Origin of the sequence: Streptosporangium heterodermiicola, assembly GCF_051390675.1 — a bacterium.
Taxonomy (GTDB): Bacteria; Actinomycetota; Actinomycetes; order Streptosporangiales; family Streptosporangiaceae; genus Streptosporangium.
Window position 1 is genome coordinate 261902 of sequence record NZ_JBPJSR010000004.1, and the last position, 26989, is coordinate 288890.

Annotated in this window: 22 protein-coding genes; 3 read left to right on the forward strand and 19 right to left on the reverse strand. The window is 65.4% G+C overall.

Annotation, left to right across the window (positions count from 1 at the left end; all coding sequences use genetic code 11):
• Positions 1 to 123 precede the first annotated feature (123 nt).
• The gene (locus tag ACSC1Q_RS11120; protein WP_436758820.1) at positions 124 to 939 is read left to right on the forward strand and encodes an IS5 family transposase; all 816 of its coding nucleotides are present in this window, start codon (positions 124 to 126) and stop codon (positions 937 to 939) included.
• A gap of 73 nt (positions 940 to 1012) precedes the next feature.
• Here the strand turns inward: ACSC1Q_RS11120 and ACSC1Q_RS11125 are convergent, their stop codons facing one another.
• On the reverse strand, positions 1013 to 1663 hold the full coding sequence (locus tag ACSC1Q_RS11125; RefSeq protein WP_436758586.1) for an HAD family hydrolase: 651 nt from the start codon (positions 1661 to 1663) through the stop codon (positions 1013 to 1015).
• A 462-nt stretch (positions 1664 to 2125) separates the two neighbouring features.
• Here ACSC1Q_RS11125 and ACSC1Q_RS11130 point away from each other — a divergent pair, with 462 nt between their 5' ends.
• Positions 2126 to 4243, forward strand: a complete 2118-nt coding sequence (locus tag ACSC1Q_RS11130; protein ID WP_436758587.1) for an AIPR family protein — start codon at positions 2126 to 2128, stop codon at positions 4241 to 4243.
• 74 nt (positions 4244 to 4317) lie between these two features.
• On the opposite strand, the gene ACSC1Q_RS11135 is transcribed toward ACSC1Q_RS11130, so the two are convergent.
• Together ACSC1Q_RS11135 and msrA are read right to left on the reverse strand one after the other, a co-directional pair.
• Complete coding sequence (locus ACSC1Q_RS11135) at positions 4318 to 7086, reverse strand: HsdM family class I SAM-dependent methyltransferase (protein ID WP_436758588.1); 2769 nt, start codon at positions 7084 to 7086, stop codon at positions 4318 to 4320.
• Between the two features lie 427 nt (positions 7087 to 7513).
• Entirely contained in the window at positions 7514 to 8176 is a 663-nt protein-coding gene (gene msrA / locus ACSC1Q_RS11140) for a peptide-methionine (S)-S-oxide reductase MsrA (RefSeq protein WP_436758589.1), read from the reverse strand.
• A 136-nt stretch (positions 8177 to 8312) separates the two neighbouring features.
• On the opposite strand from msrA, the gene rarD reads away from it, so the two are divergent.
• On the forward strand, positions 8313 to 9233 hold the full coding sequence (rarD, locus tag ACSC1Q_RS11145; protein ID WP_436758590.1) for an EamA family transporter RarD: 921 nt from the start codon (positions 8313 to 8315) through the stop codon (positions 9231 to 9233).
• An 82-nt stretch (positions 9234 to 9315) separates the two neighbouring features.
• On the opposite strand, the gene ACSC1Q_RS11150 is transcribed toward rarD, so the two are convergent.
• From ACSC1Q_RS11150 to ACSC1Q_RS11225, 16 genes are all read right to left on the reverse strand, one after another.
• On the reverse strand, positions 9316 to 9717 hold the full coding sequence (locus tag ACSC1Q_RS11150; protein ID WP_436758591.1) for a MarR family winged helix-turn-helix transcriptional regulator: 402 nt from the start codon (positions 9715 to 9717) through the stop codon (positions 9316 to 9318).
• A 356-nt stretch (positions 9718 to 10073) separates the two neighbouring features.
• A complete protein-coding gene (locus ACSC1Q_RS11155; protein WP_436758592.1) occupies positions 10074 to 11069 on the reverse strand; it encodes a polyprenyl synthetase family protein in 996 nt (331 codons plus the stop codon).
• 14 nt (positions 11070 to 11083) lie between these two features.
• Positions 11084 to 12637, reverse strand: coding sequence for an NADH-quinone oxidoreductase subunit NuoN (gene nuoN / locus ACSC1Q_RS11160; protein ID WP_436758593.1), 1554 nt, complete (start codon positions 12635 to 12637; stop codon positions 11084 to 11086).
• Positions 12634 to 14286 (reverse strand): NADH-quinone oxidoreductase subunit M, encoded by a 1653-nt coding sequence (locus tag ACSC1Q_RS11165; protein ID WP_436758594.1) that lies wholly within the window; start codon positions 14284 to 14286, stop codon positions 12634 to 12636. Before ACSC1Q_RS11165 ends, nuoN begins: the two co-directional genes overlap by 4 nt.
• Entirely contained in the window at positions 14286 to 16148 is a 1863-nt protein-coding gene (nuoL, locus tag ACSC1Q_RS11170; RefSeq protein WP_436758821.1) for an NADH-quinone oxidoreductase subunit L, read from the reverse strand. Before nuoL ends, ACSC1Q_RS11165 begins: the two co-directional genes overlap by 1 nt.
• A gap of 66 nt (positions 16149 to 16214) precedes the next feature.
• Complete coding sequence (nuoK, locus tag ACSC1Q_RS11175) at positions 16215 to 16511, reverse strand: NADH-quinone oxidoreductase subunit NuoK (protein WP_329089089.1); 297 nt, start codon at positions 16509 to 16511, stop codon at positions 16215 to 16217.
• Positions 16508 to 17344, reverse strand: a complete 837-nt coding sequence (locus tag ACSC1Q_RS11180) for an NADH-quinone oxidoreductase subunit J (RefSeq protein WP_436758595.1) — start codon at positions 17342 to 17344, stop codon at positions 16508 to 16510. Before ACSC1Q_RS11180 ends, nuoK begins: the two co-directional genes overlap by 4 nt.
• The gene (gene nuoI / locus ACSC1Q_RS11185; RefSeq protein WP_436758596.1) at positions 17337 to 17852 is read right to left on the reverse strand and encodes an NADH-quinone oxidoreductase subunit NuoI; all 516 of its coding nucleotides are present in this window, start codon (positions 17850 to 17852) and stop codon (positions 17337 to 17339) included. Before nuoI ends, ACSC1Q_RS11180 begins: the two co-directional genes overlap by 8 nt.
• Entirely contained in the window at positions 17839 to 19197 is a 1359-nt protein-coding gene (gene nuoH / locus ACSC1Q_RS11190; RefSeq protein ID WP_436758597.1) for an NADH-quinone oxidoreductase subunit NuoH, read from the reverse strand. The genes nuoI and nuoH overlap by 14 nt, the downstream gene beginning before the upstream one ends.
• Positions 19197 to 21779, reverse strand: a complete 2583-nt coding sequence (locus tag ACSC1Q_RS11195; protein ID WP_436758598.1) for an NADH-quinone oxidoreductase subunit G — start codon at positions 21777 to 21779, stop codon at positions 19197 to 19199. Before ACSC1Q_RS11195 ends, nuoH begins: the two co-directional genes overlap by 1 nt.
• A 79-nt stretch (positions 21780 to 21858) precedes the next feature.
• Positions 21859 to 23145, reverse strand: coding sequence for an NADH-quinone oxidoreductase subunit NuoF (gene nuoF / locus ACSC1Q_RS11200; protein ID WP_436758599.1), 1287 nt, complete (start codon positions 23143 to 23145; stop codon positions 21859 to 21861).
• 130 nt (positions 23146 to 23275) lie between these two features.
• A complete protein-coding gene (nuoE, locus tag ACSC1Q_RS11205; protein WP_436758600.1) occupies positions 23276 to 24028 on the reverse strand; it encodes an NADH-quinone oxidoreductase subunit NuoE in 753 nt (250 codons plus the stop codon).
• Positions 24025 to 25395: an NADH-quinone oxidoreductase subunit D gene (locus tag ACSC1Q_RS11210; protein WP_436758601.1), complete on the reverse strand. Its 1371-nt coding sequence runs from the start codon at positions 25393 to 25395 to the stop codon at positions 24025 to 24027. The genes nuoE and ACSC1Q_RS11210 overlap by 4 nt, the downstream gene beginning before the upstream one ends.
• A complete protein-coding gene (locus ACSC1Q_RS11215; protein WP_436758602.1) occupies positions 25392 to 26078 on the reverse strand; it encodes an NADH-quinone oxidoreductase subunit C in 687 nt (228 codons plus the stop codon). Before ACSC1Q_RS11215 ends, ACSC1Q_RS11210 begins: the two co-directional genes overlap by 4 nt.
• On the reverse strand, positions 26075 to 26626 hold the full coding sequence (locus ACSC1Q_RS11220) for a NuoB/complex I 20 kDa subunit family protein (protein WP_030916695.1): 552 nt from the start codon (positions 26624 to 26626) through the stop codon (positions 26075 to 26077). Before ACSC1Q_RS11220 ends, ACSC1Q_RS11215 begins: the two co-directional genes overlap by 4 nt.
• A gap of 2 nt (positions 26627 to 26628) precedes the next feature.
• Positions 26629 to 26988, reverse strand: a complete 360-nt coding sequence (locus ACSC1Q_RS11225; protein WP_362862500.1) for an NADH-quinone oxidoreductase subunit A — start codon at positions 26986 to 26988, stop codon at positions 26629 to 26631.
• Between the last annotated feature and the right edge of the window lies 1 nt (position 26989).

Sequence of the window (26989 nt, forward strand, 5' to 3'; positions counted from 1 at the left end):
CGTCACACGAAGGACGAGGACGAGCGAGCAGCCTCAGTGGGTGTTTGAGAGGTGATCGTTGGACCGTTTTGCCAGGTGGGTATGGGTGAGACATGACACGAGACCGGTTTTTACCCCTCTGATCTGACTGATGAGCAGTGGGCGCTGATCGAGGCGCTACTGCCTGTCCCGCACTGGGACGGTCGCCCGGACAAGCATCCACGGCGTGAGGTCGTGGACGCGATCATGTACGTGGTGCGTACCGGCTGCTCCTGGCGGCACCTGCCGGCCGACTTCCCGCCCTGGCAGACCGTCTACTGGCACTTCGTGCGCTGGGAAGACCAGGGAGTGACCCAGCAGATCCTGGACGTGCTGCGCCGACGCGTCCGCAGGCAAGCCGGCCGCGATGCCGAGCCTTCAGCCGCAGTGCTGGACTCCCAAAGCGTCAAGGGCGCCGACACCGTCGGGGCCGACAGTCGCGGCTACGACGCGAACAAGAAGACAGGCGGCCGCAAACGATTCGTGGTCACCGACACACTCGGGCTGCTGATAGCGGTGACGGTACGCTCCGCCGGAGTGCAGGACCGCGCCGGGGCCACCACCATGCTGCTGGGGCTGTACTTAAGTGGTCGCTGCCGGGTGGTGTTCGCCGACCAGGGTTTCGCCGGCCGTCTGGTGATCTGGGCACGCCACGTGCTGGGCATCATCGTGCACATCGTCGCCAAGCCTGCCGATCAGCGCGGCTTTCGGGTGCACCCCCGCCGGTGGGTGGTGGAGCGGGCACTGGCCTGGCTGATGGCCTACCGGCGGCTCGTTCGCGATTATGAGCGTCAGCCGCCGACCAGCGAGGCCATGATCCGCTGGGCCGTGATCAACATGCTGGTGCGACGCATCACCCGAGGTCATCCCGCCCAGCGACCCGGCCCTCGCCCCCTCAAACGAGCCCGCCGCACCAAATGATCACTACTCAAACACGCAGTTAGCATTCGCGTTAGCAAGATCAGCTTCTCGTCGGTTGGCAGACCAGGACCGGTTACCGCTCCACTTGCAGAATCTCCACCGCCTGAAGCACGTCAGTAACGACATGATCCGCGTCATGCTCATGCCCCGGCCATATACCCCGGTCGATCCAGACGGTTCGCAGACCCGCGGCCTGTCCCCCGCCGATGTCGGCGACGAGGTGATCACCGACCATCCATCCCCCGTCTGCGAGATCCACGCCGCAGCGCTTGGCGGCGATCTCGAACAGACCGGTGTCGGGTTTGCGGATGCCCTCGATTCCCGAAAGCGCGTAGGCGTCCACAGCCTCGGCCAGTCCTGTTCGCTGGATCTTGCCGAGCTGGTTGTCCGCGGTCCCGTTGGTGACGATCGCCACCTTCCAACCTGACGCGCATAACCGTGAAAGCCCATCCATCACCTCGGGCCGGCAGTGGACGAGATACGGCATGCGCCGGCGATAACGGCTCCACAGCTCCTCGACCGGCTCGGACAGGGCGAAGCGGTCGCGAACCTTGGCGAAGAAGACCTCACGGTGCGGGTAGCCGGCCTGGTCAAGAGAGATCAGCCAACCAGCTGCCTCACACCCAAGGCCATGCTCGTCGGCGAACTCCCCGGCCCACACCTGGAAGGCCTCGCCCAGGTTGATGAGCGTGTTGTCTAGGTCGAAAAGCGCGAGCCGTTGCACGATGCCATCTTACGAGGGCGCTTTATCGTGAGGAACCTGCATTAGGAGGGTGTGAGAAACCTTGGTCGCACTATGCATCTAACCTGCTGATATGCATTCAGTCGGGACCATCTTCATGCTCAGTCATTTCGTGTATGGAATGTGTTAGCTGCGCCAAGCTTGAAGTTACGGTCCCATTCGTGACTTGATAACCTGAATCTTCCGCGTTCCATATCGATCACGCTAGCCACGGCTACCGGTGGCAAGCGGACCCGGAGCACAGGGCCGCCAAGGCCCGAGCACCGGAACCCGCGCGGCAGAAGATACCTAGGAGACAAGGTCATACAGGGTCAGGGAACAGTCCTGTTCGCGGTCAGCAAAGCCTTTGGTTCCTCATGCGCAGCTCACCCATGCACGAACAGGCGGTAAAGTTAGCATCAGTTAAGCCTGAGCAATCAGCAAAACGCCCGAAAGGTGACTGATGTGACCAAACCTGCTGTGATGCCCACACCGGTGCGACAGGTTCGAGAAGCTCTAAAGCGAGAGTTTTCAGGCATGATCGATTTAAGTGATCTTGACCGTAGGTCTGAAGACCAAAGGGAGCAGAATTTTCTCTCAAGGGCGCTCGCGGCTCTGGCAGTACGCAGTCTCACGGGTTGCGACAATGTAGCAGCTGCGGGCATGGTCATTGATGACTTCGACGATCAGGGGATTGATGCGATCGCATTTATCGAGGGCATGCCCCGCCTCTGGTTGATTCAAGCAAAATGGAGTGACAAGGGCACAGCTCGGTTCGCAAAAGGAGAAGCTCTTAAACAAGTAGACGGCCTCCGCTTAATAGATCATCATCGTTTCGATCGATTCAATCTAAGATTTCAGCGTCTTGTCGAACCGATAAAAGCAATTCTGGATAATCCGCGCCTAAGGATCACACTGGTAGTGGTTCAGATGACGGACCAGCAACCATCACCTGACTCGCTGACGCCATTCACGGACATTGCTACAGAGTTTAATCGATATGACGAGGTATTGGATCACCGGTTTTTACTAACGAAAGATGTATGGCGGATCGTTCGCGATGATCTGGCAGAACCTCAAATTAGCCTCGCTGTGCCAATGACGGAATGGGCTCATTTCGCTGAACCCTACGAGGCCTATCAAGGCACGGTGGCAGTCGCAGATGTAGCGCAATGGCACGAAGATCATGGAGTGCAGCTCTACCATAAGAACATTCGTACTCCACTGGGGCTAACTCAGGTTAATCTTGGCTTGGTGGAAACACTTACGAAGTACCCTCAAGACTTCTGGTATTTTAACAATGGCATCACTGTGTTATGTGATGAGATATCTCGGACACAGTGGAGCAGGTCTGCCATGGGGCCGATCAGGCTTGACCTGACTGGTGCTAGTGTCGTTAACGGTGCCCAGACGGTAGCAGAGATTCATCGTGCAATGGGCAAGAATCCGGCTGGAGCAGCACTCGCTTGCGTACAAGTCAAAGTCATTTCCACAAGAGGTTGTCCAAGTGGATTTGCGGACGAGCTAACTAAAGCGACAAATACACAAAATAGAGTCGAGTCTAGAGACTTTGTCGCTTTGGATCCGGTACAGGCTCGCATTCGGGTCGATTTTGCTCTTTCCCTGGGGAAAACATACGTCGTCAAACGTGGAGAGATGGATCCTTCGCCGGACGATGGCTGCTCAGTTGTTCACGCTGCAACAGCACTTGCGTGCGCCCACCACAATCCCGAGCTTGCGGCGCGGGCAAAGCAAAATCAGGAGCTACTTTGGGAAGACGATAGCCAGGGTGCCTATCCAATGCTGTTTGGCGAGCAGCCGTCAGCAGATCAGATATGGAGATCTGTACTGCTGTGGCGAGCAGTCCGATCGGCGCTCCATGCCGGTAGATCGGACTGGGAAGGGCGGGCAGGAGCAATTGCAGAGCGAGGTGACTACCTCGTGACGCATCTCGTATTCCAGTATGCGGGGCTTGAAGGAATAGAAGATTCCAGCTCAGGCTGGGAGGAAGTACTGCCACAGATACCAGATCTAATTAAACGCGTACTGAGCTGGCTGGTTTACCACGTTGATAGAGAATTTGGGACTAGCTCTCTCATCAGTAGCACTTTTACAAACCCTGAACGCTGTCGCGTTCTCGCGACAAGAGTTTTGAGTGATCTCCGAGCTGGTACTGATGTACCACAGTTGGCGCCAGAGTATCAGCCTACGGCCAACGGCAACCGACCTCGTCAACCAAATGCGGTTCCCACTTTGGTCGATGCACGGCGGATTCCTGATGGCACACTGCTCGTACTTACACCTGGCAGTAAGCCAGAGCAAACGGCAATCGGTGATTGGCTATCTGCCGATCAGAGCCGTAGTCAGGTAACGTGGGTGAACAGTAGGGGCAAGCCACTTCTTTGGTCGGCAGACGGTGAAAGGTATTCCCCGAGTGGGCTCGTTAAGCGGATTAGGGAGCTCGCCGGCTGGGACGAATCGCCGGTAGCGGCAGAAGGAACCAAGCGTTGGGCTATCCCCGGAGACGGGACCCTCGCGGAGCTTGCCGCAGAAGTTTTAAGGTCCCGTGAGTCTGATGACTAGATGAAAATTTTTGAAGGCCTGCGACGCTGAATTAGTACCGCAGGCCACAATTCATCTTTAACAAGTACTCCGACTTAAGACAGACGAACACTCTTACTCCAAGAGCCAGTTTCTTGCAGTTTTGCCCGAATATTATCTAGACGCTTAACCACTGCAGCAATTTGCCGCTGGCGGTTAAGGTCGGGCTCCCCATCTTCATTGATCGGTATGTCAACCTTTAGTTGTCTAACTCGCTTGGTGTATAGCTTCGCCTCATAAAGATATCCGCCTTGCGCGATCGTTTGGCCGAGAGCAACAGCGAGATAACCAAGATCGATATCGTGTGGCGGTAGCCCGATTGGCTCCTCGTTTTTGATCTCTGCTTCGAATCGCCAATTTTCCTCAGCTTCCACCGACCAAGGCTGTACGATCACCACATCATCTGTCATTACACCGTTGGCTTCACGGTAGAATACCATTCCTACTGCGGAAGCTCCTGTAGCCATTACGGTCACAGATGGATACGGCTCAGGAAGACAATTTCTTTCTTTAAGCCATTCTAGAGAGATATGGCCCTTTACCGTCTCCGGACGGGTGAACACCGAGTAGACAGGGACCTCGCCTGCATTCTCTCTAAGGTCGACATTACGGATACGTATTCCTGATCGAACTTGGAATTGAGTGCTATCCGCTAGGGAGAACTTCTTGCTACGACCGGCAGTTAAGCTGGCTAGCTCATCACGGGCTTGCTGTAGTTCGGAAATAAGGTCCTGGAGCGTGTTTGTGGCAAGGTCGATAAATTCGGCTCGGTCGATTGTCTCAGCGCGCTCACCTAGAGCAACATGCTCGGCGTCTGTCCAGTGTCGAACTACGTCCCAACGCTCATCAGGCGCAAAGGAGCTGGCAGGGACCAACTTTGCGAATGCGCAATCTTCGTATTCTGTAGCTCGCGTGATGGGGTTCGCTGATGGATTCTGAAGGTTGTGTACGAACAGATCGGCCAGCACTGCGAGGTCATTGTCATCTGGAGTCGACACTCGTTCATAGTCAAGTGTTTCTCCGATGCTTCTAGCGATGCCACAGAAGACTGCGGGGCGCGACTGTGCGGCTGTCTTACGCTTTTCTAGGACAAGGATGTACGTAGGCTGAGCGGTGTTGAAGAAAGCATTGCGAGGCAGCTGAATGCTCGCACGAATATTACACTCACTCAGAAGTTCGCTCTTCAGGCGCTGTGCAGTTCGGTTCAACAAGCCAAGAGGAACGATTACAAATGCTTGCCCTCCAGGTTTGAGTGCCCCCGAAATGTAGCGTAGGAATAGTGCTTCAACTCCAAGGCCCCCAGCATCGTAGTATTCGCTGAGAGATACGCCGTTCCGCTTTCCTGCTACGTGATCAATTTCCTTACGATAGATCGATGACCCTTGAGTAACATATGGAGGGTTAGTAAGGATCACGTCCACGGAATTACGTGGTGGTTGCAGTAGAGATCCGAGAGTCTCGTTTTCATTTAGTAGAAGAAACGTATCGGCCAGCGCCTGATTGATAGCGTCAGTCGTGGTGTCGGGATTCCGCACAGACTCGGCGAGATGCAAGAGCATATTTGCTTTGGCGAGGATGTTGGTCGATACATCGACATCCACACCAACTAGCTTTACGCGCTGTTGAGGCTCGCCGTCCTTGAATGAGATGTTTCCTGGGAGGGCGTCGGGAAAGAGGAGGGGCTCAAGCAAGAAGCCGCCTACGCCCGCAGCTGGGTCGAGAACGACCGCATCATCTGCAAGAGCGTTGAGCCTGGCCATCTTCACCATTGGCTTAACGATATTTCGGGGAGTGAAGAACTGTCCTAGGCGCTGCTGCCGGGCCGAGCGGCGGAGGAAAGTTTCGTATAGCCGAAGCTTGAACTCTGGATCGATGTTGGTTAGGGCACCGAACACTTGAAATTCTTGAAGAATCTCGCAGAAGGTTCTGTTATAGGAAGAGATCGTCGTTGTTGACGACGATCGAAGGAATGCGAAGCCATTAATGATGGTTGTCTGTGAAGTTACAGTTGCAAGGCCGAACAATTTCGTCGTGATCGGGTCTCGGACAACTAGGCGATCGGTGAAGATCTGCTTTATTTTAGGTCGAATGCTATTGACATAGTATTCGATTTGACTACTACCCTTATTCTTTAAGAAATCATCTGGATCTGCTAGCAGCACTTCAAAGCGAAAGTCGGCTGGCAGTACCGATAGCGGTAGATTATCTGAAAGGAACTTGAGCATAAAGATTTCGACAAAGGTGAGTAGGCAGTCTTTGGGCTCAGCCTTTGTCGCATGCCAGATTATTTGCCATACCGTTTCAGCGAGAGGCTTAGGGTCTCTAACTATATCGGCTTCGCCTCGATAGAGATCAGAAAGCACGGCAGGGGTAAAATCCCGCGTCTCGTCAAATTCGACTATTTCTCCAGTACTGGCCGAAGCAACCGCATCTATATACTGAAAGCGTGAGCCATCTGTGGTGATAGCTATCCGGACGCCCATTGCCAGTGCGCCTACTACTGCCTGTTCTGCGGCGCTCCGTGTGTCTCCACTTTTGCGCAGCTTAGTTTGAGCTTTCCATTCGGCGACAGCGATGGGAATTGGGCGCCCGGCTACCCTATGGATATAGACAGCATCCGGTTTACAAAGGCTTACCCGCTTTGGCGGCTTATACTGTATGCACGGAAAGGAGACTGTACTGGCGGGGGTGAACTCCAGCCCTTGCTTTGCCAAAGTAGCGACAGTAGTTGAACCTAGTTCTAGGAGCTCGAAGTCGCCGAAGCGCTTTCCGCGGACCCCCGAAGTAGTGAGATAACCCTGCTTAGCTAGCTCTTCCGTGCTCACTCAGTCACCATCCACCTGAAGCCAAGGGCTGTACGCGTTGCGTCGCCGTAGTGCCACTCTCCCCGTTGATGGAGGAACTCTAGTACCGATAGAGCATCGAGGTGGACGAACTGCTGCCGGGGGTATGCGTCTCTCGTGGGCAAGAACGAAAAGGATACAAGTCGTTGTTAGGGTGGCTACATCTCGCGCCGATGCATCACGTAGAGCTGGCGAAGCGACCGTGGGGCCCTCTAGCGCGTGGGCGGCGTTGGCCGCGACCGGCCGAAGAGCCGCAGCGCGGCCAGCGACCGCCCGACGCGGCGGGTCGCCGCAGGCGAGCCGCCCTTGAACCCTGTAGTGATACTCGTCGCTGAAAACGGCTCTGGCCCAAGATCGACACCGGACGCGCCGGGTGATCAAGGGCCAGGATCTGGCTAAACCCGCAGGCTTACGCCTCGCCGGAGGTCAGGCCGACCGGGCACGACACCCCGGTCCCCCCGATCCCGCAGTAGCCGTTCGGGTTCTTGTACAGGTACTGCTGGTGGTACTCCTCCGCGAAGAAGTAGTCACCCGCCGGGGCGATCTCCGTGGTGATGGGGTCGTAGCCCGACTCGGTGAGCACCTTCTGGTAGGCGTCGCGTGAGGTGAGGGCCGACTTCTCCTGCTCGGGTGAGTGGAAGTAGATCGCCGAGCGATACTGCGTGCCGACGTCGTTGCCCTGGCGCATGCCCTGGGTGGGGTTGTGGGCCTCCCAGAAGACGCGCAGCAGCTCCTCGTACGACACCTTGGTGGGGTCGAAGACGACGCGGACGAGCTCGGTGTGGCCGGTCTGGCCGGTGCAGACCTCCTCGTAGGTCGGGTTCTGGGTGTAGCCACCCGCGTAGCCGACTGAGGTGGTGATCACGCCCGGGGTCTGCCAGAAGATGCGCTCGGCGCCCCAGAAACAGCCGAGGCCGAAGTCGGCGATCTCGCTTCCCTCGGGGTACGGCGGGGCGAGCGGGGCGTCGAGGACCGCGTGGCGGCCGGGTGTCGTGATCCGCGTGGGGCGGCCCGGGAGCGCGTTCTCCGGGGACACCATCGTCGTCTTGTCCTTGCCGAACAACCAGCCCATTGTGAACCTCCTCCTGACACGTTCTCATCAGGAGGCAACCGCCGGCGACCTTCCAGTGTTCCCGTAAGCCCCGCTTAACAGAGCGGAAAGTACTACTAAATTGTATTAAACCAAGTAAGCAGCGAAGATAGGCGTCATGCCTGAAACGCGCCGTGGAGTCCTGTACGGCATCGCCGCCTACAGCATGTGGGGCCTGTTCCCGCTGTACTGGCCGCTCCTGAAGCCCTCGGCCGCCCTGGAGATCCTGGCGCACCGCATCGCGTGGTCCCTCGTCGCCGTCGTCGCGATTTTGGCGGTACGGCGCCACTGGTCCTGGTTCCGTGAGCTTCTGCGCACTCCCCGCAAGCTCGGCCTCCTCGTCCTGGCAGCGATGATCATCACGGTCAACTGGGGCGTCTACATCTACGCCGTCAACAGCGGGCACGTGGTCGAGGGCGCGCTCGGCTACTTCATCAATCCCCTGGTCAGCGTGCTCTTCGGGGTGCTCCTGCTGAAGGAGCGGCTGCGGCGGTGGCAGTGGGTCGCGGTGGGGCTGGGCGCGGCGGCGGTGGTCATCCTGACCGTCGACTACGGGCGCCTGCCGTGGATCGCGCTGGTGCTGGCCGTCAGCTTCGGCACGTACGGGCTGGTCAAGAAGATCGCCGGGGTGGGCTCGGTGGAGAGCATGACGGTCGAGACGCTGGTGCTGCTGCTGCCCGCGCTGGGCTACCTGCTCTATCTGGGGCAGCAGGGGACGAGCACGTTCGGGAACGCGGGAGCGGGACACGCGTTCCTGCTGGCCGGGGCGGGTGTGGTCACCGCCGTCCCGCTGCTCTGCTTCACCGCCTCCGCGATCCGGATCCCGCTCACCACGATCGGCCTGCTGCAGTACATCGCCCCGATACTGCAGTTCCTATGCGGGGTGTTCGTCATGCGAGAGGTCATGCCGCCCAGCCGCTGGCTGGGATTCGGCGTCATCTGGCTGGCGCTGTCGGTCTTCACCTGGGACAGCCTCCGGACGGCCGCTCAGGCCCGCCGGACGACTCCCGAGCCTGTTTCAGTGCAAGAACCCGTATAGGCCATTTAAGGGCCCCATAGCGCCACATGGTGGCGACGGGGAGCCGCTGAGACGAGCCGGGACGGGTCAGAGCCGCTTACGGTCAGGAGCCGCGTACGGCGAGGACCAGCGGGGTGAGGTCCGGGTCGACGCCGGCCTGCTCCAGGGCCGCGGCCAGGGAGCGCTCGTAGGTGGGCGTCGCCCCGGCGAGGCGGGCCCGCCCCTCGTCGGTGATCACCGAGTAGACGCCGCGGCGGTCGTCCGAGCAGAGGTCGCGCCGGGTCATCCCGGCCTCCTCAAGACGGGCGACGAGGCGGGTCACCGAGCTCTGGTTGAGTCCCACGGCCTCGGCGAGTTCCTGCATGCGCATGCAGCCGCCGGGAACGGTGGCGAGCCGTCCCAGCGCGCGGTACTCCGACAGCCCGAGGCCGTGTCCGCGCTGGAGTGCCTTGGTCAACTCCGCCTCCACGCGCGCGTGCAAGAGGGCGAAACGGTCCCACGACATGGTGATTCCTCCTGGAGTGTTCTGTCGGGCAGGAGTCTACATGCACGTACAATCTTTGCTTGAGCATACAAGCAACATCGTGGAAGACGTACGAAAAACCCGGCTCGGCCGGGTGGGCGAGCCGGGTGATGACCTTGCACGGGCGGCCAGGTGACAAACTTGTGCACAGGCCAGGTGACGAACCGTGCACGGACCAAGGGACCACGGGACCAACCGTGCACGGGCCAAAGGGACGAACCGCCCGCGGTGGCCGGTCCGAGCGCTTCACGACATGGTCGCACGGTTCCAGGCTAACGAGGCCGACCCCGCCGGACAGACACCGGGCAGACGCCGGGCAGACGACAAGCGGCCGGCGGTCAGCCGGAGCGCTCCACCACGTAGTCGCACAGGGCCAGGTAGGCGGTGCGGGCCGGGATGTCGGGGAGGCTGGCCAGGTCCTCGCGGGCGCGGCCGGCCCAGGCGAGCAGCTCGGCGCGGGCACGCTCCATGGCCGGGTCGGCGCGGAGCAGGCCCAGGGTCTCCTCGATGTCCTCCTCCGCCACCGGACCGGCGAGCAGTTCGCGCAGGCGGGTGCTCTCGGGGGCGTGGGAGGCGAGGACGTAGAGGACCGGCAGGGTTCGGATGCCCTCGCGCAGGTCGGTTCCGGGGGTCTTGCCGGACTCGACCGTCTCGGCGGCGACGTCCAGCAGGTCGTCACTGAGCTGCCACGCGACCCCGATCGCCTCGCAGGCCCGGGTGAGCCGCTCGACCACCTCGGGCGAGGCGCCGCTGAGCATCGCGCCGAACCGGCCGGAGGTGGCGATCAGCGAACCGGTCTTGTCGGCCAGCACCCCGATGTAGTGGGCCACCGGGTCGTCGCCGGGGCGGGGGCCGATGGTCTCGCGGATCTGGCCGCGTACCAGGCGGGAGAAGGTCTGGGCCTGGATCCTGATGATGTCGGCGCCGAGGTCCGCGAGGATCTCCGACGCCTGGGCGAACAGGTAGTCGCCGGTCAGGATGGCCACGGTGTTGTCCCAGCGGGCGTTCGCCGACTGGGAGCCCCGGCGGACCGGGGCCTCGTCCATCACGTCGTCGTGGTAGAGCGTCGCCAGGTGGGTCAGCTCGATCACCACGGCCCCGGGCACCACGCCCGCCGCCTCCGGGGAGCCGAACTGGGCGGCGAGCAGGGTCAGCATGGCCCGGAACCTCTTGCCGCCGGCCTCGATGAGGTGCTTGGACGCCTCCGTGACGAAGGCGTCGTCGCTCTGCACCGAGGACCGCAGCAGCTTCTCGACCTCTGCCAGTCCGGTAGCGATGTCCTGCGCCAGCCGCTCGTCGACGAACGGAAGATCAACAACCGGTGGCGCAGCCATGAAACGTTACTCCTTTAGCGAATGAACAGCGCGGACGCAGCCTGATCCGCGAGATCGAGCACCGGCTGCGGGAAAATCCCCAGGACTACCGTAGCCGCTGCCGCGAGGGCGACCACAGCCGAGGTGCCCACCGTGGGAGCCGCGATGGACGGCCCGTCGGCGGCGGGCTCGCTGAAGAACATCAGCACGATGACGCGGACGTAGAAGAACGCCGCGATCGCCGAGCTGACCACACCCACGACGACGAGCGGCAGGGCGTCCCCGGCGACGGCCGCCGAGAAGACGGCGTACTTGCCGAAGAATCCGCTCGTGAGCGGGATGCCGGCGAAGGCGAGCAGGAAGAAGGCGAAGATGCCCGCCAGGATCGGGGAGCGCTTGCCCAGACCGGCCCACCGGGACAGGTGCCCGGCCTCGCCTCCCGCGTCGCGGACCATGGTGACGACCGCGAAGGCGCCGACCGTGGTGAAGCCGTACGCGGCCAGGTAGAACAGGATCGCCGACAGGGCCTGGGCGTTCTGCTCGGCGGCGCCGATCGCGACGATGCCGGTGAGCAGGAAGCCCGCGTGCGCGATCGAGGAGTAGGCGAGCATGCGCTTGATCTCGGTCTGGGTGATGGCCAGGACCGCGCCGACGATCATCGTCAGGATCGCGACGCCCCACATGACCGGCTTCCAGTTCCACTCAAGTCCGCCCAGGGCCACCCAAAAGACCCTGAGGACGGCTCCGAAGGCCGCGACGAGCACGGTGGAGGCCATCAGGGCGGTGACCGCGGTGGGCGCGCCCTGGTAGACGTCAGGCTTCCACGCCTGGAACGGCGCGGCTCCGATCTTGAAGAGCAGGCCGATGCCGAGCAGCGCGGTGCCGATCAGCAGCAGGGTCTCCTGGCCGCTGACCGCGCTGAGCGAGGCGCTGATGGCCCGCAGGTCGACCGACCCGGCGTAACCGTAGATCAGGGCCATCCCGTACAGGAAGAAGGCCGAGGAGAACGCGCCGAGCAGGAAGTACTTGACCGAGGCCTCCTGCGAGAGCAGGCGGCGACGGCGGGCCAGGCCGCAGAGCAGGTACAGCGGCAGGGACATGACCTCAAGGCCGACGAACATGATCAGCAGGTCGTTGGCGGAGGCGAAGAGCAGCATGCCGCCGACCGAGAACAGCAGCAACGGGTAGACCTCGGTCTGGGCGTACCCGCTGAGGATCGCCTCCTCCTCGTCGGGGCTTCCCGGCACCGCCGCCGCCTGCGCGACGAACTGCTCCTCGTCGTTGATCAGGAGCGTGCTGACCAGGGCGAGCACCAGGATGATGCCCCAGATGAACAGGGAGGGACCGTCGACCGCGACCGAGCCCATCGCCGCCGGGGCGTCCGGCAGGCCGTTTACCGCGTTGAGCACGGTCATCAGGAACGCGCCGACCAGGGCCAGCAGCGTGAGCGGCATGTGGATCGACTTGCGCAGGTAACGGGGCGCGAACGCCTCGATCAGCACGCCGATGATGGCAGCGCCGAACACGAGCAGCATCGGCGAGAGCAGCGCGTACTCGATTGTCGGGGGTTGGATGATGGCGTCGTTCACTGCCCGGCCCCCTTCTGGTCCGCCACGGCGGGTTTGGGCTGTTCGAGGTTGATACTGCTGAGCGTCTTGTCCACCGCCGGGTTGATCACGTCGAGCACCGGCTTGGGGTAGAAGCCCAGGACGAGGAGGACCGCGACCAGCGGGGCCACCACGAAGATCTCGCGCCGGTTGAGGTCGGGCAGGCTCAGCGCCGGCTTCTTCGAGGCGACGGCCTCCTCGGAGGAAACGGTCTCCTCGGAGGAAATAGTCTCCCCGGGGGAACCGGCCACGGCGTACGCCGGCTCCTTCGGGGCGCCGGTCATCATGCGCTGGTACATCCACAGGACGTAGACGGCCGCCAGGACGACGCCACTGGTCGCGATGATCGCCGGGACCGGGTAGCGCTGGTAGGTGCCGAGCAACACCATGAACTCGCTGACGAACGTGGACAGGCCCGGCAGCGAGAGCCCGGACAGCCCGGCGATCAGGAAGGTGCCCGCGAGCAGCGGGGCGACCTTCTGCACGCCTCCGTAGTCGGCGATCCGGCTGGAACCCCGGCGGTAGATCAGGAACCCGGCGATCAGGAACAGCGCGCCGGTCGAGAAGCCGTGGTTGACCATGTAGAGGGTGGCGCCCGCGCCCGCGTTCGTGGTCATCGCGAAGACGCCCAGCGCGATGAAGCCGAAGTGCGAGATCGAGGTGTAGGCGATCAGGCGCTTCATGTCGGTCTGGCCGATGGCCACGATCGCGCCGTAGACGATGCCCACGACCGCCAGCACGATCACCAGCGGGGTGAAGAACTTCGACGCCTCGGGGAACAGCTCCAGGCAGAAGCGCAGCATCCCGTACGTGCCGACCTTGTCCAGCACGCCCACCAGCAGCACCGCGGCGCCGGCCGGGGCCTGCGCGGCGGCGTCGGGCAGCCAGGTGTGGAACGGCCACAGCGGCGCCTTCACCGCGAACGCGATGAAGAAGCCCGCGAAGAGCCACTTCTGCGTCGTCGGGTCCTGTACGGCCGCGATGAGCTCGGGGAACATGAAGGTGTTCTTCCCGGCGACCACGTAGAGCGCGATCACCGCGACCAGCATGAGCAGGCCGCCGAAGAGCGAGTACAGCAGGAACTTCACGGCCGCGTAGGACCGCTGCGCCCCGCCGTACGACCCGATCATGAAGTACATCGGGATGAGCATGGCTTCGAAGAAGACGTAGAAGAGGAAGACGTCGGTCGCCGCGAAGACGCCGATCATCATCGCTTCCAGCACCAGCAGCAGCGCGAAGTAGGTCTTCACCGACCGCTTGGGCGGGGCCGCGACCAGCTTGGGCGAGGCCTCGCTCAAGCGGGTCTCACCCCCGGAGCCGTCGGCGTCGTGCCAGGACGCGAGGATCACGATCGGCACGAGCACCGCCGACAGCGCGATCAGCACCAGGGCGATGCCGTCGACGCCGACGCCGTAGTGGACGCCGAAGCGCGGGATCCAGTCGTAGACCTCGGCGAACTGGAAGCGCGTCTCGGAGGCCGGCTGGAACTGGACCGCGAGCACGACGGTCAGCGCGAGCACGACCAGCGAGACCGCCAGGGCCAGCTGCTTGGCGAGCTTGTCACTCTTGACAAGGGAGACACCCACCGCGCCCAGAACGGGCACGGCCATCAGGGTCGAGAGCCAGGGCATCACATGTTCCCTACGTAGAGCAGCGCGCCAACGACCACGGCGGCACCGAAGAGGATGGACAACGCGTAGGACCGCACGTATCCGGTCTGGATGCGGCGCAGCCGCCCGGAGGTCCCGCCGATCCCCGCCGCCAGGCCGTTGACCAGGCCGTCGATGCCGCGGTTGTCGAAGAACACCGCGATGCGGGCCAGCCACTGGCCGGGGCGCATGAACAGCGCCTCGTTCAGCGCGTCGCCGTACAGGTCACGGCGGGCGAAGGTGGTGAGGAACGAGCCGCGCGGGGCGACCGCGGGCACCTCGGCGGAGCCGTAGCGGACCCAGGCGAAGATGACGCCGACGGCGACCAGCCCGAGCGTGGCCAGGCCGGGGACGCTGAAGGGGTGGAAGCCGGGGAGCTCCTCGGGCAGGCCGACGGCCGGGGCGAGGAACCTCATGAACCGGTTGTCCAGCACCAGGAAGGCGCCCAGGACGATCGAGCCGATCGAGAGCAGGACGAGCGGCACGGTCATCACCGAGGGCGACTCGTGCGGGTGCGCGTCGTCGGCCCAGCGCTTCTTGCCGAAGAACGTCATGAAGACCATCCGCGACATGTAGAAGCCGGTGATGCCCGCGCCCAGGACCGCGAGCCAGCCCAGGATCTGGTTGTGCTCCATGGCCGTCTCGATGATGCCGTCCTTGGTGAAGTAACCGGACAGCAGCGGGAAGCCGATGATCGCGAGGTAGCCGACGATGAAGGTGGCCGCGGTGACCTTCATCACCGAGAACAGCCCGCCGTACTTGCGCATGTCGACCTCGTCGTTCATGGCGTGCATGACCGAGCCCGCCCCGAGGAACATGTTGGCCTTGAAGAAGCCGTGCCCGATCAGGTGCGCGATGGCGAAGGCGTAGCCGACCGGGCCGAGGCCCGCGCCGAGCATCATGTAGCCGATCTGCGACATCGTCGAGCCCGCGAGGCCCTTCTTGATGTCGTCCTTGGCGCAACCGATGATCGCACCGGCGAGCAGCGTGGCCACGCCGACGATGGTCACGACGAGCTGCGCGGTCGGGGCGGCCTCGAAGAACGCGCCCGAGCGGACGACCAGGTAGACGCCCGCGGTGACCATGGTCGCGGCGTGGATGAGGGCCGAGACCGGGGTCGGGCCCTCCATCGCGTCCAGCAGCCACGACTGCAGCGGCAGCTGGGCCGACTTGCCGCAGGCGCCCAGGAGCAGCAGCAGGCCGATCGCGGTGATCGTGCCCTGCGAGGCGCCGCCGGACTGGATCGCCCCGCTCACGGTCTCGCCGGTCAGGTCACCGAAGGCGACCGTGCCGAACGTCGTGAAGACCGTGAAGATCGCGATCAGCAGGCCGAAGTCGCCGACGCGGTTGACGATGAAGGCCTTCTTCGCCGCGGCCGCCGCCGAGGGCTTGAACTGCCAGAACCCGATGAGCAGGTACGAGGCCAGGCCCACGCCCTCCCAGCCGATGAACAGGGCGACGTAGTTGTCGGCCAGCACCAGCAGGAGCATCGCCGCGACGAACAGGTTCAGGTACGCGAAGAACCTGCGCCGGTCGACGTCGTGCGACATGTAGCCGATCGAGTAGATGTGGATCAGGGATCCCACACCGGTGATCAGCAGGGCGAAGCTGATCGACAGCGGGTCGATCAGCAGCCCCATGTCGGCGACGCCGGGGATGAACTGGTAGAGCGGGACACCCTGGCGGCGCTGGGCCGGGGACAGTCCGAGCATCTCCACGAAGGCGACGACCGCCACCACGAAGGCGCCCAGGGACATCGCGACGCCGAGGAGATGCCCCCAGCGGTCGGTGCGGCGCCCGCCCAGCAGCAGGACCGCGGCGCCGAGCAGCGGGAGTGCGATCATGAGCCAGGAGACTCCGATCACGCCCCCGGAATGCTGGATGATCTCAGCGGGTTCCACGGCCACCTCTTAGTACTTCAGCAGGTTGGCGTCGTCCACCGACGCGGACCTGCGGGTTCGGAAGATCATCACGATGATGGCGAGGCCGATCACGACCTCGGCCGCGGCCACCACCATCACGAAGAACGCGATGATCTGGCCGTCCAGGTTGCCCTGCTGCCTGGCGAAGGTGACGAACGCGAGGTTGCAGGCGTTGAGCATGAGCTCCACGCACATGAACACCACGATCGCGTTGCGCCGCACCAGCACACCGACGGCGCCGATCGCGAACAGCAGCGCGGAGAGCACCAGGTAGTGAGTGGTCACTTGCCGTCCTCCTGCTGGAGTGCCGCGTCCCTCACATGGACGGGCTCGTCGTCCGGGTCGGAGTCGCGGCCCTGTGCCGCGTCCTTCTCCAGGACCTGCTTGATGAGCGCCGCCTTCGCCGGGTCGGTCGGCGCGAAGCCGTCCTCGATCTCGTGCCTGGCGAGCACCCGGTTGATGGACTTCTCCGCGACCGTGCCGTCGGGCAGCAGGGCGGGCATGTCGATCGCGTTGTGCAGCGCGTAGGTGCCGGGCCCCGGCAGCGGCGAGGGCTGCGGGCCGGTGAAGCGGGCACGGGACAGGTCGCGCTGGGTGGCCTTGGGCCGGACGCGCTCGCGGTGCGCCAGCACCATCGCGCCGAGCGCGGCGGTGATCAGCAGCGCCGAGGTGACCTCGAAGGCGAAGACGTACCTGGTGAAGATGAGCTGCGCCAGGGAGGGCACGTTGCCTCCGGCGGTCTTCACCGCCTCGGTGAGGCCGGTGGGCGCGGCGTAGGTGGCGTTGCCGACGCCCAGGGCGAGCAGCGCCGCGAAGGACAGGCCCGCGACGGACGCCCACAGACGCTGTCCCTTGATCGTCTCGATCAGCGAGTCGGCGGAGTCGACGCCGACGAGCATCAGGACGAACAGGAAGAGCATCATGACCGCGCCGGTGTAGACGATGATCTGCACCGCGGCGAGGAAGGGGGCGTCCTGGACGGCGTACAGCACGGCCAGCGACAGCATGACGACACCCAGCATCAGCGCCGAGTAGACCGCCTTGCGGCTGAAGACGAGCCCGAGGGCCGCCCCCACCGAGACGACCGCCAGGACCCAGAACGTGATGGTCTCACCCATTGTTGCGTCCCAGCCGGTAGTAGTCCTCTTCGGTCTCGCCGAGACGCATCGGGTGCGGCGGGACCTCCATGCCGGGGCCGAGCGGCGCGAGCAGCATCTCCTTGGTGTAGATGAGGCTCTCACGGCTGGTGTCGGCGAGGTCGTACTCGTTGGTCATCGTGAGCGCCCGTGTCGGGCACGCCTCGATGCACAGGCCGCACAGGATGCACCGCAGATAGTTGATCTGGTAGGTGCGCCCGTAGCGCTCACCCGGCGAGAACCGCTCCTCGTCGGTGTTGTCGGCGCCCTCGACGAAGATCGCGTCGGCCGGGCACGCCCAGGCGCACAGCTCGCAGCCGACGCACTTCTCCAGGCCGTCGGGCCAGCGGTTGAGCTGGTGCCGGCCGTGGAAGCGCGGGGCCGTGGGCCGCTGTTCCTCGGGGTAGTTGACCGTCTCGACCTTCTTGAACATCGTGTGGAAGGTCACGCCGAATCCCTTGATGGGATTCAGCCAATCAGTTGCTCCCACTGGGAACCTCCTTGCGCGCTACACCGTGGTAGTGCGGCAGGTCGAGCGGCGGCACCGGGAAGCCACCGGCGGACGGCTCGGCTTGGAGCCGCTCGAACTCGGCCTGGACCTGTGCGGCCCTGGCCTCCTTGCGCTTCTGCAGCACGCTGTCGAAGCGCCACCAGATTCCGAGGCAGGCGATTCCCACGAGCGCGAGCAGGATGAGCACGAGCGACCGGTCGACGGTGTCGAGCTGCATGGCCCTGACCGTGGCGACGAGCATGATCCAGGCCAGGTTGACCGGAATGAGGATCTTCCAGCCGAGGGCCATCAGCTGGTCGTACCTGACGCGCGGCAGCGAGGCGCGGCACCAGACGAAGAAGGAGAAGACCAGCACCATCTTGAGGAAGAACCACAGCAGCGGCCACCAGCCGGTGTTGGCCCCGTCCCACGCGGAGATCGGCCACGGGGCCTGCCAGCCGCCCATGAACAGGGTGATGGAGACCGCGGAGACCACGAAGACGTTGACGTACTCGGCGAGCATGATGACCGCGAACTTCAACGAGTTGGAGTATTCGGTCTGGAAGCCGCCGACCAGCTCGCCCTCGCCCTCGGGCAGGTCGAAGGGGACCCGGTTGGTCTCGCCCAGCATCGTGATGATGTAGATCAGGAAGGACGGGATCAGCAGGACCATGTACCAGGAGGGCATCGGGATCTCCAGCCCGCCCAGTGTGAGGACCCCTCCCGTCGCCTGCTGCTTGACGATCTCCGAGGTGGAGAGGGTCCCGGCGAACAGGAAGACGCCGACGAACGACAGGCCCATCGCGATCTCGTACGAGACCACCTGGGCGCTGGCCCGCAGGCCGCCGAGCACCGAGTACGGGGAGCGCGAGCCCCAGCCGGCCAGCACGATGCCGTACACGCCGATCGAGGCCATCGCCAGCACCAGCAGCACCGCGACCGGCAGGTCGGTGAGCTGCAGCGGCGTCTGGACCCCGAACATCCAGACCTTCGGGCCCATCGGGATGACGGAGAAGGCGAGGAAGGCCGGGACCGCCAGGACGACCGGGGCGATGAAGTAGATCACCTTGTCGACGGTCCGGGGCATCAGGTCTTCCTTCAGCCCCATCTTGAGACCGTCGGCCACCGACTGGAGCAACCCGAACTTGCCCGCCCGGTTGGGGCCGTACCGGTTCTGCATGCGGGAGATGAGCTTGCGCTCGAACCACACGCCGAACAGCACGCCCAGCATCAGGACGATGAAGATGACGGCGGCCTTGATGATGCTGATCCAGAGCGGGTCCTTGCCGAAGTCGGCGAGGCCCGGCATGTTCGGATCGGCCGCTAGAAGAGTCCGGGCATTCATTACCGCTCCTCGTTGGCTTCGCCGGCGGCACGTGCCTCGCCGGCCGTCGTGCCGGTGGCACGCTCGTCGGACCCGGTGTCGACGCCCGCGCCCGCGACGGTGCTCGCCGGGCCCGGCGTGACCGGGCTCGCGGCGGCGGGCGCGACAGGGGCGGCTCCGTCGGAGGCGCCGATCCTGACCACGTCACCGGCGACGGCGCGCAGGTCCCGGGTGACCGAGCGGCCCGCGGAGTTGGCGGGCAGCCACACCACCCGGTCGGGCAGGTCGGCGATCCGCACGGGCAGGGTGAGCGAGCCGCGCTCGGTGCCGACGACGACCTCGCCGCCCTCGACCAGGCCGTTCTCGGCCGCGGTGGACTCCGACACCAGCGCCACGGCCGGACGGGCGGTGCCCGCCAGGTACGGCTCCCCGGCCTGCAGGCGGCCGTCGTCGAGCATCAGGTGCCAGCTGGCCAGCACGGCCTCCCCGGCCTCCGGCCTGGCGGCGTCGCGGCCGGCCGCGTCGGGGGCGGAGGCCCTGGGTCCGCGCCAGGCGCCGATCGCGCCGAGCTCGCGGCGGGCGGCCTCGGGGTCGGGCAGGCCGAGGTGCACGTCCATCGCGTCGGCGATCGAGGAGACGACCCGCAGGTCGCTCATGATCCCCGGAACCGGGAGCGCCGTCTCGAAGGTGCGGCCGCGTCCCTCCCAGTCGACGAAGGTGCCCGACTTCTCGGCCACCACGGCGACGGGGAGCACCACGTCGGCGCGGTCGGTGACCGCGCTGGCGCGCTGCTCCAGGCTCACGATGAACGGCGTGTTCTCCAGGGCGAGCAGCGCGGCCTGCGGGGCCGGCAGGTCGTAGGGGTCGACACCCGCGACGACGAGGGCGTCGAGCTCGCCGTCGAGCGCCGCCGCCAGCATGGCGGTGGTGTCGCGGCCCTCGCCCTCGGGCAGCGAGGCGACGTCCCACGCCCTGGCCACCTCGGCGCGGGCGGTCTCGTCGCCGACCGGGCGGCCGATCGGCAGCAGGTTCGGCAGCGCCCCGGCCTCGACGGCGCCGCGCTCACCGGCGCGGCGCGGGATCCAGGCGAGGCGGGCGCCGGTGGCGTCGGCGAGCCGCAGCAGCGACGACAGCGCGCCCGGCACGGTGGCGAGCCGCTCACCGGCGAGGATGATCGCGCCCGGCTGCCTGATCGCCTCGGCGGCGAGGGCGTCCACGGCGGCCAGGTCGTCCAGGACGGCGGTCTCCGTGCCCGGCACCGCCGGGATCAGGGTGCCGCCCATCTTGGCGAGCCCGGGACCGGCGAACGGCGCGACCGAGAAGACCTTCAGGCCCTTCTTGCGCCAGGCCTTGCGCAGGCGCAGGAAGACGATCGGCGACTCCTCGTCGGGCTCGAAGCCCGCCAGGAGCACCGCGGGCGCCTTCTCCAGGTCGGCGTAGCGGACCTCGATGCCCTTGCCCGCGACGGCGTGCGCCAGGAACAGCGCCTCCTCCTCGGAGTGCGGCCTGGCGCGGAAGTCGACGTCGTTCGTGCCGAGGGCGATGCGGGCGAACTTCGCGTACCCGTACGCCTCCTCGACGGTGACCCGGCCGCCGACGAGCACGCCCGCGCGCCCGCGGGCGGCGGACAGGCCCTTGGCCGCGGCGGCGAACGCCTCGGGCCAGGAGGCCGGGACGAGGCGTCCCTCCTCGTCACGGACGAGGGGGGTCCTCAGCCGGTCCGGCTGGGTCGCGTAGGTGAAGGCCCAGCGGCCCTTGTCGCAGTTCCATTCCTCGTTGACCTCGGGGTCGTCCCCGGCCAGGCGGCGGGTGACCTTGCCGCGCCGGTGGTCGGTGCGCAGGGAGCAGCCTCCGGCGCAGTGCTCGCAGGCGCTGGGCGTGGAGACCAGGTCGAACGGGCGGGCCTGGAAGCGGTACGCGGCACCGGTCAGCGCGCCCACCGGGCAGATCTGCACGGTGTTGCCGGAGAAGTAGGACTCGAACGGGCGTCCGTCGGCGGTGGCGACCTGCTCCTTGGCCCCGCGCTCGAAGAAGTCGATGAGCGGGTCTCCGGCGATCTCGTCGGAGAAGCGGATGCAGCGCGCGCACTGGACGCAGCGCTCGCGGTCGAGCAGCACCTCGGAGGAGAGCGCGACCGGCTTCTCGAAGGTCCGCTTCTTCTCCACGAAGCGGCTCTCGCCCTGGCCGTTGGACATGGCCTGGTTCTGCAGCGGGCACTCGCCGCCCTTGTCGCAGACCGGGCAGTCGAGCGGGTGGTTCAGGAGCAGCAGCTCCATCACGCCGCGCTGCGCCTTCTCGGCGACCGGGGAGGTGAGCTGGGTCTGCACGACCATGCCCTCGGCGACCTCGATCGCGCAGGAGGGCTGCGGCTTGGGGAAGCCCCGGCCGTTGCCGGCGTCGGGGATGTCCACCAGGCACTGGCGGCAGTTGGCGGCCGGCTCCAGCAGCGGGTGGTCGCAGAACCGGGGGATCTGGATGCCGAGCAGCTCGGCCGCCCGGATGATCAGAGTGCCCTTCGGGACGCTCACCTGGAAGCCGTCGATGGTGACGGTGACCAGGTTCACCGGCACCTGCTGCGCCGGGGTGGTGGCTTCGACGGTCATGGCGTCTCCTCCGTCGGCCTCATGACCGAGACGGTGCTGTGCTTGCCGGTGTGCTTGCCGGTTGCCGGGATCCGCGCGCTCACTGGGCACCCCACACCCTGGACGGGGCGTGATCGAACGGGCAGCCGCCGATCTCGAAGTGCTTGAGGTATTCGTCGCGGAAGTGTTTCACCGACGAGTGGATGGGGCTGGTGGCCCCGTCGCCCAGGGCGCAGAAGGAGCGTCCCAGGATGTTGTCGGCGATGTCGGTGATCGTGGTCAGGTCCTCTTCGGTGCCCTGGCCCTTCTCCAGCCGCTTGAGCACCTGCTTGAGCCAGTAGGTGCCCTCCCGGCAGGGGGTGCACTTGCCGCACGACTCGTGCGCGTAGAACTCGGTCCAGCGGAGCACGGCGCGCACCACGCAGGTGGTCTCGTCGAAGATCTGCAGGGCCCGGGTGCCGAGCATCGAGCCCTTCGCGCCGACGGACTCGAAGTCCAGCGGGACGTCGAGGTGCTCGTCGGTGAAGATCGGGGTGCTCGACCCGCCGGGGGTCCAGAACTTGAGCCGGTGGCCCTCGCGGATGCCGCCGGACATCTCCAGCAGCTCGCGCAGCGTGATGCCGAGCGGGGCCTCGTACTGGCCGGGCCTGGTCACGTGGCCGCTCAGCGAGAAGATGCCGAAGCCCTTGGACTTCTCGGTGCCCATCCCGGCGAACCAGTCGGCGCCGTTGCCGATGATGGAGGGAACACTCGCGACCGACTCGACGTTGTTGACGACGGTCGGCGAGGCGTACAGGCCCGCCACGGCGGGGAAGGGGGGCTTGAGCCGAGGTTGGCCGCGATAGCCCTCCAGCGAGTCGAGCAGCGCCGTCTCCTCGCCACAGATGTAGGCGCCGGCCCCGCTGTGCACGACCAGCTCCAGGTCGAAGCCGGAGCCGAACAGGCCGGTGCCGAGATAGCCCTTGGCGTACGCCTCGGCCACGGCGGCCTGCAGGCGGCGCACGACGTGCAGCACCTCGCCGCGCACGTAGATGAAGGCGTGGTTGGCCCGGATCGCGTACGCGGTGATGATGACGCCCTCGACCAGCGAGTGCGGGTTCGCCATCATCAGCGGGATGTCCTTGCACGTGCCGGGCTCGGACTCGTCGGCGTTGACCACCAGATAGTGCGGCTTGCCGTCCCCCTGGGGGATGAAGCCCCACTTCATGCCGGTGGGGAAGCCCGCGCCGCCCCGGCCGCGCAGGCCGGAGTCCTTGACGGCCTGGATGACGGCGTCGGGGTCCATGCCCAGCGCCTTCTTGGCCGCCGAGTAGTCGCCGTAGCCCTCCAGGGTGAAGGAGTTGGGCTGGTCCCAGTTCGCGGTCAGAACCGGGGTGAGAGTGGTCACTTCGTCTCCTCGCCTGGCAGCCCGTCGCTCCGTGACGAGGCCGCGCCGTGCCTGCCGGCACGCTCGTTACACCCGCACGCGCCGGTCTGGCCGACGCGCCCGCTCGTGGTGGCTCCGCTCCGTGGCACGCTCACGCCTCCGGAGCCTTCCATCCCTTGGCCTTGGCGATCCTGAGGCCCTCCAGGGAGGCGCCGTTCGCCGAGGGGCCGTCGCCGGCCAGGCCGTCGGGCAGGCCCGCGAGCACCCGCGAGGCCTCCTTGAACGTGCAGAGCTTCTTCGGTCCCCGGGTCGGGGAGAGCTCCTTGCCGTCCCTGAGGTCGTCGACGAGCTGCTTGGCCGAAGCCGGGGTCTGGTTGTCGAAGAACTCCCAGTTGACCATCATCACCGGGGCGAAGTCGCAGGCGGCGTTGCACTCCAGCCGCTCCAGCGAGACCTTGCCGTCGGGGGTCGTCTCGTCGTGGCCGACGCCGGCGTGCTCCGACAGCTCGTCCCAGATCTGGTCGCCGCCCATCACCGCGCAGAGCGTGTTGATGCACACGCCCACGTGGTACTGGCCCATCGGCCTGCGCTTGTACATGGTGTAGAAGGTGGAGACGCCCACGACCTCGGCCTTGCTCAGGCCGAGCATCTCGGCGCAGAACTCGTGGCCGTCGTCGGAGACGTAGCCGTCCTCCGACTGCACCAGGTGCAGCAGGGGCAGCAGGGCCGACCGCGGCTTCGGGTAGCGGCCGATGATCTCCTTGGCGTCGCGCTCCAGGCGCTCGCGCACCTCCGGCGCGTACCCCTTGGTCACGGTCGCGCTCACCTCCTCGCCGCCCGGGAGGGCGGCCTCGCCGCTCGTCGCGCCTGCCCTGCCGTCGGCCGGGCCCGTGGTCGCGCTCATCGGTCGACACCTCCCATCACCGGGTCGATCGAGGCCACCGCCGAGATGACGTCGGCGACCATGCCGCCCTCGCACGTCGCGGGCATGGCCTGCAGGTTCGTGAAGGACGGGTCGCGGAAGTGTACGCGGTAGGGGCGGGTCCCGCCGTCGCTGACCACGTGGGCGCCGAGCTCGCCGCGGGGCGACTCGACCGAGGCGTACGCCTGCCCGGCCGGGACCCGGAAACCCTCGGTCACCAGCTTGAAGTGGTGGATCAGCGCCTCCATGGAGCCGCTCATGATGTGCGCGATGTGGTCGGGCGAGTTGCCCAGGCCGTCGGGGCCGAGCGCGAGCTGCGCGGGCCAGCCGATCTTCTTGTCGTCGATCATCACGCGGTCGTTCTTGAGCGGCCCGGAGAGGCGGTCGAGCGCCTGCTCGATGATCTTGAGCGACTCCTCCATCTCGGCCACCCGTACCAGGTAGCGGCCGTAGACGTCGGCGGTCTTCTCCGTCGGGACGTCGAACTCGTAGGTCTCGTAGCCGCAGTAGGGCTGCGACTTGCGCAGGTCCCAGGGCAGGCCGGCGGCCCGCAGCATCGGGCCGGTGACGCCCAGCGCCATGCAGCCGGTGAGGTCGAGGTAGGCGACGTCCTTGGTGCGGGCCAGGTAGACCGGGTTGGCGTCGAGCATCTTGCGCATGTCCTTGATGCGCCCCGGCATGATCTTGAGCAGCTCGCCGACCTTGTCGACGGCGCCCGCGGGCAGGTCGACCGAGACGCCGCCCGGCCGGACGTAGGCCATGTTCATCCGCAGGCCGGTGATGTACTCCATCACGTCGAGCACCATCTCGCGCTCGCGGGACCCGAAGAGGAACGGCGTGGTCGCGCCCAGCTCCATGCCGAAGGTGCCGATCGCCACCATGTGCGAGGAGATCCGGGTGAGCTCCATCATCATCACGCGGATGGCCTGGGCCCGCTCGGGGATCCGGTCGGTGATGCCCAGCAGCCGCTCGACGCCCATGCAGTAGGCGGTCTCGTTGAAGATCGGCGCCAGGTAGTCCATCCGGGTGACGAACGTGGTGCCCTGCGTCCACGTCCGGTATTCGAGGTTCTTCTCGATGCCGGTGTGCAGGTAGCCGATGACCGTGCGGGCCTCGGTGACCGTCTCGCCGTCGAGGTTCAGGACCAGGCGGAGCACCCCGTGCGTGGACGGGTGCTGGGGGCCCATGTTGATGACGAGCTGCTGGTCCTGCTGGCCGGAGAGGGTCTCGACGAGCTCGGTCCAGTCGTTGCCCGAGACGGTGTAGACCTTGCCCTCGGTGGCCTCGTCGTACGGGTCGTCGTACGGGGACCCGATGGTCTCCTTCGTCTCCTGGTAGGGGACGCTCATGTGTAGGACCTCCTCTGGTCCGGCGCGGGGATCTCGGCGCCGCGGTACTCGACCGGGATGCCGCCGAGCGGGTAGTCCTTGCGCTGGGGGTGACCGTCCCAGTCGTCGGGCATCATGATGCGGGTCAGCGCCGGGTGCCCGTCGAAGACGATGCCGAAGAAGTCCCAGGTCTCGCGCTCGTGCCAGTCGTGCGTCGGGTAGACCGAGACCGTGGAGGGGATGTGCCGGTCGTCGTCGGGGCAGGAGACCTCGACGCGCAGGCGGCGGTTGTGGGTGATCGAGCACAGGTGGATCACCGCGCGCAGCTCCTGGCCCGCCAGGTGGGGATAGTGCACGCCGGAGACGCCGAGCGAGAGCTCGAAGCGCAGGGCGGGGTCGTCGCGCAGCACCTTGACCACGTCGAGCAGGCGCTCGCGCCTGACGTGGAAGGTGAGCTCGCCCCGGTCGACCACCACGCGCTCGATGGCGTCGCCGAGATCGCCGCCGAGGGCGCGCTCCAGCTCGTCGGCGACGGTGTCGAAGTAGCCGCCGTACGGGCGGGCGCTGGACAGCTCGGGCTTGCGCCGCACGACGAGGCGGCCGTAGCCGGAGGTGTCGCCGGTGCCCGAGGCGCCGAACATGCCCAGGTGCGCGACCGGCTCCTCCGGCACCTCGGGGAGGTTGTCAGCGGGTTCGCTCGTCATTTGGCGGTCCCCTGGTCGATCAGCGGCAGCGTCCGCAGGGCCTGCAGTTCGAGCTCGTCGATCTGCTTGGCACGGTGCGCGCCGAACTTCGTGTTCTGGATCTTGTCGTGCAGCTTGACGATCGCGTCGATGAGCATCTCGGGCCTCGGCGGGCAGCCGGGGAGGTAGATGTCGACGGGCACGACGTGGTCGACGCCCTGGACGATCGCGTAGTTGTTGAACATGCCGCCGCTGGAGGCGCAGACGCCCATCGCGATGACCCACTTGGGCTCGGCCATCTGGTCGTAGATCTGGCGCAGCACCGGGGCCATCTTCTGCGACAGCCGTCCCGCGACGATCATCAGGTCGGCCTGGCGCGGAGACGCCGAGGCGCGCTCCATGCCGAAGCGCGCCAGGTCGTGCTTGGGTCCGCCGGTGGACATCAGCTCGATGGCGCAGCAGGCGAGGCCGAACGTCGCCGGCCAGACGGAGTTCTTGCGCGCCCAGCCCGCGACCTGCTCGACCGTGCTGAGCATGAACCCGCTCGGAAGTTTCTCTTCAAGACCCATATCTAGTCCCAGTCCAGACCCTTGCGGCGCCACACGTACGCGTAGGCCACGAGCACGGTGACGATGAACAGCAGCATCTCGATCAACCCGAACATCCCGAGCTGGTCGAAGGCGACCGCCCACGGATAAAGGAAGATGATCTCGATGTCGAACACGATGAACAGCATCGCGGTGACCATGTACTTCAGCGGGAAACGGCCTCCGCCCACGGGCTGGGGCGTCGGCTCGATCCCGCATTCGTAGGCGTCGAGTTTCGCGCGGTTCCAGCGCTTGGGACCGGTGAAGGGGGCGATCGTCACCGAGAAGATCGCGAATCCCGCCGCGAGAACGGCGAGCACCAGGATGGGTGCGTACAACTCCATC

Bases quoted from the DNA above. Each gene is read 5' to 3' on its own strand.
- ACSC1Q_RS11155 (WP_436758592.1), bottom strand. From the start codon at position 11,069: ATGGCTGCGCCACCGGTTGTTGATCTTCCGTTCGTCGACGAGCGGCTG.
- ACSC1Q_RS11150 (WP_436758591.1), bottom strand. From the start codon at position 9,717: ATGTCGTGGGACCGTTTCGCCCTCTTGCACGCGCGCGTGGAGGCGGAG.
- ACSC1Q_RS11195 (WP_436758598.1), bottom strand. From the start codon at position 21,779: ATGACCGTCGAAGCCACCACCCCGGCGCAGCAGGTGCCGGTGAACCTG.
- nuoH (WP_436758597.1), bottom strand. From the start codon at position 19,197: ATGAATGCCCGGACTCTTCTAGCGGCCGATCCGAACATGCCGGGCCTC.
- ACSC1Q_RS11210 (WP_436758601.1), bottom strand. From the start codon at position 25,395: ATGAGCGTCCCCTACCAGGAGACGAAGGAGACCATCGGGTCCCCGTAC.
- ACSC1Q_RS11180 (WP_436758595.1), bottom strand. From the start codon at position 17,344: ATGGGTGAGACCATCACGTTCTGGGTCCTGGCGGTCGTCTCGGTGGGG.
- rarD (WP_436758590.1), top strand. From the start codon at position 8,313: ATGCCTGAAACGCGCCGTGGAGTCCTGTACGGCATCGCCGCCTACAGC.
- ACSC1Q_RS11220 (WP_030916695.1), bottom strand. From the start codon at position 26,626: ATGGGTCTTGAAGAGAAACTTCCGAGCGGGTTCATGCTCAGCACGGTC.
- ACSC1Q_RS11225 (WP_362862500.1), bottom strand. From the start codon at position 26,988: ATGGAGTTGTACGCACCCATCCTGGTGCTCGCCGTTCTCGCGGCGGGA.
- nuoL (WP_436758821.1), bottom strand. From the start codon at position 16,148: ATGATCGCACTCCCGCTGCTCGGCGCCGCGGTCCTGCTGCTGGGCGGG.
- nuoE (WP_436758600.1), bottom strand. From the start codon at position 24,028: ATGAGCGCGACCACGGGCCCGGCCGACGGCAGGGCAGGCGCGACGAGC.
- msrA (WP_436758589.1), bottom strand. From the start codon at position 8,176: ATGGGCTGGTTGTTCGGCAAGGACAAGACGACGATGGTGTCCCCGGAG.
- ACSC1Q_RS11165 (WP_436758594.1), bottom strand. From the start codon at position 14,286: ATGCCCTGGCTCTCGACCCTGATGGCCGTGCCCGTTCTGGGCGCGGTG.
- ACSC1Q_RS11215 (WP_436758602.1), bottom strand. From the start codon at position 26,078: ATGACGAGCGAACCCGCTGACAACCTCCCCGAGGTGCCGGAGGAGCCG.